We start from the raw sequence: 10,364 nt of genomic DNA on the forward strand, positions 1-10,364 counted from the left end.
TGCCTTCAGGGATGCGGAGCCAGGCTCTTACTTGGTGCCGATGTTCAGGTAGTCGTACTCACCCGAGAAGGCCGGCGTGGACGCGAGGTTGGTGGCGTTGTCCGGGCGGTACAGGAAGACCTTGAAGTAGGTCAGCGGGACGTAGACCGCCTGGTCCATGACCTTCTTGTCGATGTCGCCGTAGATCTTCTCGCGGGCCGCCCGGTCCGGGTTGGTCGCGGCGTCGTCGAGCAGCTTGTTGACCGCGGGGTCGTTCAGCGAGGCCAGGTTGCTGTTGCCCGAGGCCTTGATCGCGCGGCCGTCGACGATCTGCTGCAGGAAGCCGTAGCCGGTCGGCCAGTCGGCGCCCCACTGCATCATCATCAGGCCGATGTTGTGCTCCTTGGCGAACGCCGGGGCGCCCGCGCTGTCGGCCAGGTACTTGCCCTGCGGGTACTGCTGGATCTCGGCGTTGATGCCGACCTTCTTCAGCGCGGCCTGGATCGAGGTCGCGGCGGCGACCTCGGTGGCGCGCTCGGTGCGGGCGGAGAGCACGGTGCTGAAGCCGCCGTCCTTGCCGCAGGCCTTCAGGGCCTCCTTGGCCTTGGCCTCGTCGCCCTTGTTGTCCTTGGTCTCCCAGGCGTTGAAGTCCTGGTGGCCCGGGATGTCCGGCGGGAGCACGGTGTTGGCGACCTGGCCGCGGATCGGGCCGCCGAGCGAGGTCTGCACCGAGACCTTGTCGACCGCGTACTGCACGGCCTTGCGGCACTCGATGTTGTCGAACGGCGCGACGTCGGTGTTGATCGCCATGTAGACCAGGCGGCCGCCGTAGGCGTTGTCGGTGTTCGCCTTGAGCTTCGGGTTCTGCAGGATCTGCGCCTGGGTCTGCGGGTCGACACCGCCGCCCACCAGGTCGACCTGGGCGTTGCCGGCCAGCAGGTCCTTGTCGATGGTGGACTGGTCGATGTTCATCTTGAGCACGATCTTGTCCGGCAGCTGCTTGCGGATCGGGTCGGTGCTCGGGTCCCAGTTGGTGTTCGGGACCAGGACGGCCTGCTTGCCGTCCTCGTAGGACTCGAACTTGAAGGAGCCGGACGAGACGATCTTCTTCACGTAGTCGGCGCCGGTGTCCTTGGCCTGCGGCACCGGGGCCGTCTGCGGGGCGCTGACCAGGTAGTCGAAGTCCGCGAAGGCGTGCTTCAGGTGGAAGACGATCGTGGTGTCGTCCGGCGTCTCGATCGACTTCAGGTCGCCGGTCTTGTCCTTGTACGGGCCCGCGTACGGCGTGCCCTCGTTGTCGACCAGCAGTTCCTTGAAGTACGTCGGGCCGTTGGAGTTCACGTCCGGCGCGAAGTTGGAGCGCTCGACGGCGTACTTGACGTCCTTCGAGGTGATCGGGGTGCCGTCGTCGTACTTCAGGCCCTTGCGCAGCTTGTACGTCCAGGTGAGGCCGTCCGCGCTGACCTGGCCGAGCGACTCGGCGAGGTCCGGGACGAGCTTGTTGCCCGCCTCGCCGGCGCCCGGCTGGAAGGTGGTGAGCGGACGCCCGTACAGGCGCGAGAAGTTGTAGATGTAGGCGTAGTACGTGTTGCCCGGGTCGAGCGAGTCCGGGGTGCCCTTCATCTCGAAGGTGACCGTCCCGCCCTTCTTGTCCGAGGCGTTGACGATGTTCTTGGTGGCCGCGTTGGCCCCGGAGCCGCCCGCGGCCTCGGTGCCGGTGGCGGTGGACTTGGCGTCGCCGCTCTTCGAGCTCGACGAGCAGCCGGTGACGACCAGGACCGCGGCAGCGGCCATGGCGGTCAGCGCGACGGTACGGGACCTACGCATGGGTGAGATCAACCCCTTGGGGAAGTGGTGGCTGTACGAGGGATCCTGACGCTCGGTCAGTTGTTCTTGGGATCGAGGGCGTCACGCAGCCCGTCGCCGAGCAGGTTGAAGGCGAGCACGGTGATGAAGATCGCCAGACCGGGGACCACCATGTACTGGGGATCCACCTGGTAGTACCGGATCGCGTCCTGGAGCATCCCGCCCCAGGAGGCCTGCGGGGGCTGGATGCCGACGCCGAGGAAGCTCAGACCGGCCTCGAAGAGGATGTTGGTCGGGATCAGCAGGGTCGCGTAGACCAGGATCGGGCCGACCAGGTTGGGCAGCAGCTCCCTGAACAGGATGAACGGGCCCCGGGCACCCAGGCTGCGGGCTGCGTGCACGAACTCCCGCTCGCGCAGCGAGAGGGTCTGGGCGCGCACGATGCGGCCGATGTAGGGCCAGTTGAAGAAGCCGATCACGAAGATCAGCACCAGGATGTGCAGCGGCAGGCCGTGCAGGCCGAACGCGCCGCCCTGCAGCGACGTGGAGATCGCGATGGCGAAGAGCAGCAGCGGGAAGGCGAGGAAGACGTCCATCACCCGGCTGATCACGGCGTCCACCCAGCCGCCGTAGTAGCCGGCCATGATGCCGAGCACGGTGCCGATGGTGTTGGACAGCACGGTCGCGCCGAAGGCGACCAGCAGGGAGACCCAGGAGCCCTCGATCACACGGGTCAGCAGGTCACGGCCCTGCAGCGGGTCGACGCCGAGCGGGTGGTCCCAGCTCATGCCGCCCCAGTCGCCCAGCGGGAGACCGCCGAGGTCGGCGTCCAGGAGGTCCTGGTGGAGGGCGTCGGGATCCAGGCCGAAGATCGACTCGATCGGCTTGGCGAGCACGGCGAGCAGGATCAGCAGGATCACCACGATGCCGCCGGCGACGGCGGCCTTGTCCCGCTTGAAGCGGGTCCAGGCGATCTGGCCGAGCGAGCGGCCCTCGATCTTCTTGGCCGGGCTCGCGGCGGCGTCTGCCTCCGGTGCGTTGCCGGCGGTCTTGATGGGTGCGGTCATGGTCAGTTCGGTCCCCTCGCCGACGGTGGCCGGCCCACGGGTGCCGGACGCCGGGATCGGCGGCTCGGCTGGTGCGGACGTGCTTTGGGTGCGGACGTGCGGAAGTGCAGGTACGGGGGTGTTCCCAGCGGTACGGCGTGCTCAGTACTGCTGCCACGCGGGATGGGCGTCACGTGGATCATGCGGTCCGCCAGCGCGTTCGCCTTTGTGAGGCGCCAACCACGCGCGGTGGGCTGTTGCAGAACTCTCTGCCATCCGAACTGGCTTGCGCCAGCCCTGCCAACCGACAGATGCCCAACTGTGATCTGTCCGCATGCACCTCCACGATCTTCGGCATATCCCTCTTCACACAGCTGTAACAGCCATGTCAAGATGTCTGCCACCCCCTTCGGCGAGATCGTCCGGAAAAACGCCGAAACCGGCCTGACGTGACGTCAAGCCGGTTCCTGTGGAGGGTTCCGGGCGCGTTCCGCCGGTCAGCGACCGGGGTATCCGGGCCACGGCTGCTGCGGCGGCGGCTGCTGCCCGGGCCAGCCCTGCGCCGGCGGATGGGTGCCGTAGCCGAAGCCCTGACCCTGCGCCGGGCCCTGCTGCGCGGTGTACGGCGGCGGGGGCACCGGCGGGTACGGGCCCGTCTGCGCCCGGCCGTGCCCGCCCGCCTCGCGGTCGTAGAACGGGCGCGCGTTGGCCCGCATCCACAGCGCCACCGGGTCGTACTCGTCCGCCATCGCCACCGTCGAGACCGCGAGGCCCTCCGGAGCGACCGCGATCGCCCGCTGCATCAGCGCCCGCACGGCCTCCACCGTGGGCGGTGAACTCTCGTACAGGTCCAGGCCGATGGCGAGGTACGGTTCGCCCACCGACGGCCGCACCCAGGCCCGGCGCAGCGCCTTCACCGCGCGCACCTCGACCGCCTGGCGCTCCAGCAGCGCGAAGAACTGCTGGGCCGGCACCTGCGGCTCGCTCAGCTTCAGCGGCCCGGCCGGCAGCCGGTCCAGGCCCGCCGCGACCCGCCGCAGGTCCGCCCACGGCACGCCGACCCCGCCGCCCGGGGCGTGCGGGTTCAGCCACAGGCCCCAGCGGGTGCGGTAGAGCGAGGCCGCGACCTCCTTGCCGGAGATCACCTCGTGGGCCCGCGCCCAGCCGGAGGCCGCCAGCTGCTCGGGCGAGGTGACGGCCGGCGCGTAGCCGTGGCCGCTGATCTCCATGTTCCCGTACTGGGCGTCCGCGCTGCCCGGCGTGCCGTGCCAGAGCAGCATCCAGACCCGGCCCTCGGCGAGCGCGTGCAGCATCGTCTCGTAGGCCTCGTAGCGCTCCGGCGCCACCTCGCGCAGCGCGCGCTCCAGCGCGCCCGGATCCGGGCGTCCGGTGGGCGCCTGGCCCCAGGGCCCCGGTGCACCGCCAGCTACCGATCCCGCACTCATGCGCCCACCTCGCTGCGCTTCTTCGTTCCTCGTCCGTCACCGGCGGCCCGGCGGCCGTCAGCACGCACCCTATGGGGCGGCCGCCGACCGCCGCCACGCCGACGTGCCAGGGTTCGTACCGCCGCCCCGCCCGCACCCCGGCCGGCGGGTGCCGGACGGACGGACGGGGGCCGGATCAGCCCCGCACGTAGAACGGCGCGACCCGGTTCACCAACCAGTCGACCACCGGATCGTCCGCGAGGTCGAGCAGTACGAGGTGGACGCCTCCGGGCAGCGGCGCGGTTCCCAGCGCTCGCCCCAATGCCTCGTTCACCGCGCCCGGGTCGGCCGGGGCCAGCGGGTCCAGCTGGACGCCCACGAACATCACGGTCGGCTCGCCCTCGACGCTCGCCAGCGCCCGCCGCGCGGTCAGCACTCCCGGCAGCGCCGCGAGTTCCCCGCGGCAGGCGGTCAGGAACGCCTCCGGGTCCTCGCCCGGCACCGGCTCGCGCAGCGCCACCCGGCCGCCGCCGGGAGCCTCCGGCGCGTCCGGGCCGGCGTCCCAGCGGTCCTCGCGCGGTCCGCGGCGCAGCTCGGCCACGCCCTCCGGCGGCACCGGGATGCCCACCGCCGCCCCGGGGTTGACCGCGATGCCCACGCCCAGCGGCAGGCCGCGGGCGAACTCCCACACCGGCGCGACCGCGAACGGCATCCCGGGCGCCTGCTGGAGGAACACCTCCTGCGAGGAGAACACCGGGACATAGGGGTCGCCGGCCAGTTCGATCGTCGGCAGGTCCAGCGACCGCCCCTGCGGGTCGCCGCCCGACGGCAGCGGGATCCACACCTGGCCGCGCGCCAGCACCTCGATCACCCGGGGGGTCGCACCCGGGTCGCCGAGCGCGGCGGTGAGCACCTGCTCCAGCTCGTTGGCCGGCCACGTGCCGCCCGGCGGCGCCGCCTCCGCCCCGCCCCACCCCTGCTGCTCCACCGGGTACTCCATCCGCCGCCGTACCGTCCTCTGCTCACCGATGCCCGCAGCCTAGCGTTCCGGCGCCCCGCACCGGGCGGTCAGGCCCGCGGTGACGGAGGCCCCCCTCCCCTCATTCCCGCGGACGTGCCATGATGTGCGCGTCTGCGGTGGCATCCACCCAGGCCCCGCCAACTCCATACCGGCCGCTCGAACCCGCGCGGGAGAGTCCGGAGTGCCCCGTCCAGGCGGCACAGCCGGCGCCGAAGGAGCAAGTCCTCCCCGGAATCTCTCAGGCACCCCTACCGCACGGGTTAGGCACATCTGGAAAGCGGCGCACGGCCCTGCCGTACGCCCACCCACGGTGCAAGCCGCCATGCTGGTCCCCTACAGGGCAGTGGACGGTGAAGCTCTCAGGTTCGACGACAGATGGGGAGACCCAGCCGCCGCATGCCCGCGCGCAGGGTCCGCCGCCCCCGAGACAGGGCCGGTCCCGGCGTGCGCACCCCTGAGTGCCCCGACCGAGGAGTTCCTGGCCATGTCGTCCCTCCGCCTCACCGCGCTCGACGCGCTCCACCGCGCCCTCGGCGCCACCATGACCGACTTCGCCGGCTGGGACATGCCGCTGCGCTACGGCAGCGAGCGCGAGGAGCACCTCGCCGTCCGCACCAGGGCGGGCCTGTTCGACCTCTCCCACATGGGCGAGATCACCGTCACCGGCCCGCAGGCCGGCGAGATGCTGGACCACGCGCTGGTCGGCTTCGTCTCCGCGCTCGGCGAGCTGCGCGCCCGCTACACCATGATCTGCGCCGAGGACGGCGGCATCCTGGACGACCTCATCGTCTACCGCCTGCGCGAGGACGCCTTCCTGGTCGTCGCCAACGCCTCCAACGCCCAGCTGGTGCTGGACGAGCTGATCGCCCGCGCCAAGGGCTACAACGCCGTCGTCTCCGACGACCGCGACGCCTACGCGCTGATCGCCGTCCAGGGCCCGGAGTCCACCGCGATCCTGGCCGACACCACCGAGGCCGACCTGCCGGGCCTGAAGTACTACGCGATCCTCCCGGCCCAGGTGGCCGGCCGCGACGTGCTGCTCGCCCGCACCGGCTACACCGGCGAGGACGGCTTCGAGATCTTCTGCAACCCGGGCGACGCCGAGCAGATCTGGCAGGCGCTGACCGAGGCCGGCGCCGGCCGCGGCCTCGTCCCCTGCGGCCTGTCCTGCCGCGACACGCTGCGCCTGGAGGCCGGCATGCCACTGTACGGCCACGAGCTGTCCACCGACCTGACCCCGTTCGACGCGGGCCTGGGCCGGGTCGTGCGCTTCGACAAGACCACCAACGAGGGCGCCTTCGTCGGCCGCAAGGCCCTGGAGCGGGCCGCCGCCGAGGCCGAGGCCAACCCGCCGCGGGTGCTGGTCGGCCTGGTCTCCGAGGGCAAGCGCGTGCCGCGCGCCGAGTACACCGTGGTCTCCGCCGACGGCGAGCCGATCGGCCGGATCACCTCCGGCGCGCCCTCCCCCACGCTGGAGAAGCCGATCGCGATGGCCTACGTGGACGCGGCCCACGCCGCCCCCGGCTCCACCGTCGCGGTGGACGTGCGCGGCAAGCACGAGCCGGTCCGGGTCGTGGCGCTGCCGTTCTACAAGCGCGCCCGCTGACCCTTCCCCACCTGTTTCCCCCGCGAGGAACGTCCGCGCGCCGGGCCGCTTCGTCGTACCCGCTTCCCATCCTGGAGAATGACGCCATGAGCACCAACCCCCAGCACCTGCAGTACACCGAGGAGCACGAGTGGCTGACCGCCGCCGACGCCGACGGTGTGTCCACGATCGGCATCACCCAGCACGCCGCCGACGCCCTCGGTGACATCGTCTACGTGGAGCTCCCCGAGGTGGGCGCCACCGTGACCGCCGGGGAGACCTGTGGCGAGCTGGAGTCGACCAAGTCGGTCAGCGACCTGTTCTCCCCGGTGACCGGTGAGGTCACCGAGGTCAACGAGGACGTCAAGAACGACAACAGCCTGGTCAACGGCGAGCCGTTCGAGGGTGGCTGGCTGTTCAAGGTCCGCGTCGAGTCGACCGGCCCGCTGCTGAGCGCCGCCGTTACCCCCGCCCACACCACCCCCGCGGCCTGCCCCCCCGCGGGGCCGGCCCCCCCCCCGCGCCCGCCCCGCGCCTCCTCCCCCCTCCTCCCGGGAAGACCCCACCATGACGGTTCTGAACCAGTCCCTGCACGCCCTCGACCCGGAGATCGCCGCCGCGGTCGACGCCGAGCTGCACCGCCAGCAGACCACCCTGGAGATGATCGCCTCCGAGAACTTCGCCCCGGTGGCGGTCATGGAGGCCCAGGGCTCGGTGCTGACCAACAAGTACGCCGAGGGCTACCCCGGCCGCCGCTACTACGGCGGCTGCGAGCACGTCGACGTGGTCGAGCAGATCGCGATCGACCGGATCAAGGCCCTGTTCGGCGCCGAGCACGCCAACGTCCAGCCGCACTCCGGCGCGCAGGCCAACGCCGCCGCGATGTTCGCGCTGATCAAGCCGGGCGACACCATCCTGGGCCTGAACCTGGCCCACGGCGGTCACCTGACCCACGGCATGAAGATCAACTTCTCCGGCAAGCTCTACAACGTGGTGCCGTACCACGTGGACGACAAGAGCGGCCAGGTCGACATGGCCGAGGTCGAGCGCCTCGCCAAGGAGCACCGGCCGCAGCTGATCATCGCCGGCTGGTCCGCCTACCCGCGCCAGCTCGACTTCGCCGAGTTCCGCCGGATCGCCGACGAGGTCGGCGCGCTGCTGATGGTCGACATGGCGCACTTCGCCGGCCTGGTCGCGGCGGGCCTGCACCCCAACCCGGTGCCGTTCGCGGACGTGGTCACCACCACCACCCACAAGACCCTGGGCGGCCCGCGCGGCGGCGTCATCCTCTCCAAGGCCGAGCACGCCAAGAAGATCAACTCCGCGGTCTTCCCCGGCCAGCAGGGCGGCCCGCTGGAGCACGTCATCGCCGGCAAGGCGGTCGCCTTCAAGGTCGCCGCCTCGGAGGAGTTCAAGGAGCGCCAGCAGCGCACCCTGGAGGGGGCCCGGATCCTCGCCGAGCGCCTGCTGCAGGCCGACGTCACCGAGGCCGGCGTCTCCGTGCTGTCCGGCGGCACCGACGTCCACCTCGTCCTGGTCGACCTGCGCAACAGCCGGCTCGACGGCCAGCAGGCCGAGGACCGTCTGCACGAGGTCGGCATCACGGTCAACCGCAACGCCATCCCGAACGACCCGCGCCCGCCGATGGTCACCTCCGGCCTGCGGATCGGCACCCCGGCGCTCGCCACCCGCGGCTTCCTGGCCGAGGACTTCCGCGAGGTCGCCGACATCATCGCCGAGGCCCTGAAGCCCGCCTTCGACGAGGGCACCGCCGAGGCGCTCAAGGCCCGGGTCACCGCCCTGGCCGAGAAGTACCCGCTCTACCCGAACCTGTAGGTCCTGTCGTTCGGCGGCCGGTGACCGGGCTCACGCCGTCCGGACACCGGGGATTCCGGGGCACCGCGCACACTGGAGAGTGCGCGCGGTGCCCCGTCCCGTGTCAGCCCGCCGACCGCGCCCGACCCTCCCCCTCCCGCCACCGCCGTCCTCCCTCCCTGCCGGCACCACCCACGAGACCAGACAAGGACGTCCCTCCGTGGCCATCAGCGTCTTCGACCTCTTCTCCATCGGCATCGGTCCGTCGAGTTCCCACACCGTCGGCCCGATGCGGGCCGCCCGGATGTTCGCCCGCCGCCTGAAGTCGGAGGGCCTGCTGACCGAGGTGACGGCCGTCCGCGCCGAGCTGTACGGCTCGCTGGGCGCCACCGGCCACGGCCACGGCACCCCCAAGGCGGTGCTGCTGGGCCTGGAGAACGCCTCCCCCCGCACCGTCGACGTCGACCAGGCCGACCGCGACGTCGAGCGGATCACCGCCGAGAAGCGGATCAACCTGCTCGGCGTCCACGCCATCGACTTCGACCCGGACAGCCAGCTGGTGCTGCACCGGCGCCGCTCGCTGCCCTACCACGCCAACGGCATGACCCTCTGGGCCTACCGCGCCGACGGCTCCACCGTGCTGGAGAAGACCTACTACTCGGTCGGCGGCGGCTTCGTCGTCGACGAGGACGCGATCGGCGCCGACCGGGTCAAGCCCGACGACACCGTGCTGAAGTACCCCTTCCGCACCGGCGAGGAGCTGCTGCGGCTCACCCGGGAGACCGGCCTGTCGATCTCCGGCCTGATGCTGGAGAACGAGAAGGCCTGGCGCACCGAGGAGGAGATCCGGGCCGGCCTGCTGGAGATCTGGCGGGTCATGCAGGAGTGCGTGCGGGCCGGCATGTCCCGCGAGGGCATACTCCCCGGCGGCCTCAAGGTGCGCCGGCGCGCCGCCGCGGCCGCCCGCGCGCTGCGCGCCGAGGGCATCGGCCCGGCCAACGCGATGGAGTGGGTCACCCTCTACGCGATGGCGGTCAACGAGGAGAACGCCTCCGGCCGCCGGGTGGTCACCGCCCCGACCAACGGCGCGGCCGGCATCATCCCCGCCGTCCTGCACTACTACCTGAACTTCATCCCGGGCGCCGACGAGGACGGCATCGTCCGCTTCCTGCTCGCCGCCGGCGCCATCGGCATGCTCTTCAAGGAGAACGCCTCCATCTCCGGCGCCGAGGTCGGCTGCCAGGGCGAGGTCGGCTCCGCCTGCTCGATGGCCGCCGGCGGCCTCGCCGAGGTCCTCGGCGGCAGCCCCGAGCAGGTCGAGAACGCCGCCGAGATCGGCATCGAGCACAACCTCGGCCTCACCTGCGACCCGGTCGGCGGCCTGGTCCAGATCCCCTGCATCGAGCGCAACGGCATGGCCTCCGTCAAGGCCGTCACCGCCGCCCGGATGGCCCTGCGCGGCGACGGCCGCCACCACGTCTCCCTCGACAAGGCGATCAAGACCATGAAGGAGACCGGCGCCGACATGAAGATCAAGTACAAGGAGACCTCGCGCGGCGGCCTCGCCGTCAACGTCATCGAGTGCTGACCCCTCCCCGCCGACGGCCGCGCCCCCCCCCCCCCCCCCGGGGGGGGGCGGGCGGGGGGGTGGGCCCCCCCGGGGCGGGACCCCCGAACCCGGGCGGCGG

7 protein-coding genes, 1 pseudogene and 1 riboswitch are annotated in these 10,364 nt (G+C 71.7%); of the genes and pseudogenes, 4 read left to right on the top strand and 4 right to left on the bottom strand.

Features of this window, described 5'->3' with window-relative positions; all coding sequences use genetic code 11:
- Nucleotides 1–27: 27 nt before the first annotated feature.
- The 4 genes from ACFXAM_RS00175 to ACFXAM_RS00190 form a co-directional block, all read right to left on the bottom strand.
- A complete protein-coding gene (locus ACFXAM_RS00175; RefSeq protein ID WP_380286665.1) occupies nt 28–1,806 on the bottom strand; it encodes an ABC transporter substrate-binding protein in 1,779 nt (592 codons plus the stop codon).
- Nucleotides 1,807–1,862: 56 nt separating this feature from the next.
- Nucleotides 1,863–2,852: an ABC transporter permease gene (locus ACFXAM_RS00180; RefSeq protein WP_380286666.1), complete on the bottom strand. Its 990-nt coding sequence runs from the start codon at nt 2,850–2,852 to the stop codon at nt 1,863–1,865.
- 476 nt (nt 2,853–3,328) lie between these two features.
- Nucleotides 3,329–4,276, bottom strand: a complete 948-nt coding sequence (locus tag ACFXAM_RS00185; RefSeq protein ID WP_380286667.1) for an enhanced serine sensitivity protein SseB C-terminal domain-containing protein — start codon at nt 4,274–4,276, stop codon at nt 3,329–3,331.
- Between the two features lie 175 nt (nt 4,277–4,451).
- On the bottom strand, nt 4,452–5,255 hold the full coding sequence (locus tag ACFXAM_RS00190; RefSeq protein WP_380286668.1) for an enhanced serine sensitivity protein SseB: 804 nt from the start codon (nt 5,253–5,255) through the stop codon (nt 4,452–4,454).
- A gap of 178 nt (nt 5,256–5,433) precedes the next feature.
- Nucleotides 5,434–5,540, top strand: a riboswitch (glycine riboswitch).
- Nucleotides 5,541–5,760: 220 nt separating this feature from the next.
- Here ACFXAM_RS00190 and gcvT point away from each other — a divergent pair.
- The 4 genes and pseudogenes from gcvT (at nt 5,761) to ACFXAM_RS00210 (ending at nt 10,264) form a co-directional block, all read left to right on the top strand.
- Nucleotides 5,761–6,882, top strand: coding sequence for a glycine cleavage system aminomethyltransferase GcvT (gene gcvT / locus ACFXAM_RS00195; RefSeq protein WP_380286669.1), 1,122 nt, complete (start codon nt 5,761–5,763; stop codon nt 6,880–6,882).
- A gap of 86 nt (nt 6,883–6,968) precedes the next feature.
- Nucleotides 6,969–7,322: pseudogene (gcvH, locus tag ACFXAM_RS00200) on the top strand (glycine cleavage system protein GcvH); the annotation flags it as partial.
- 106 nt (nt 7,323–7,428) lie between these two features.
- Complete coding sequence (glyA, locus tag ACFXAM_RS00205) at nt 7,429–8,697, top strand: serine hydroxymethyltransferase (protein ID WP_380286670.1); 1,269 nt, start codon at nt 7,429–7,431, stop codon at nt 8,695–8,697.
- A gap of 199 nt (nt 8,698–8,896) precedes the next feature.
- Nucleotides 8,897–10,264, top strand: coding sequence for an L-serine ammonia-lyase (locus ACFXAM_RS00210; RefSeq protein WP_380286671.1), 1,368 nt, complete (start codon nt 8,897–8,899; stop codon nt 10,262–10,264).
- Nucleotides 10,265–10,364 lie beyond the last annotated feature (100 nt).

The organism is Kitasatospora sp. NPDC059462 (assembly GCF_042749955.1).
Taxonomy (GTDB): Bacteria; Actinomycetota; Actinomycetes; order Streptomycetales; family Streptomycetaceae; genus Kitasatospora.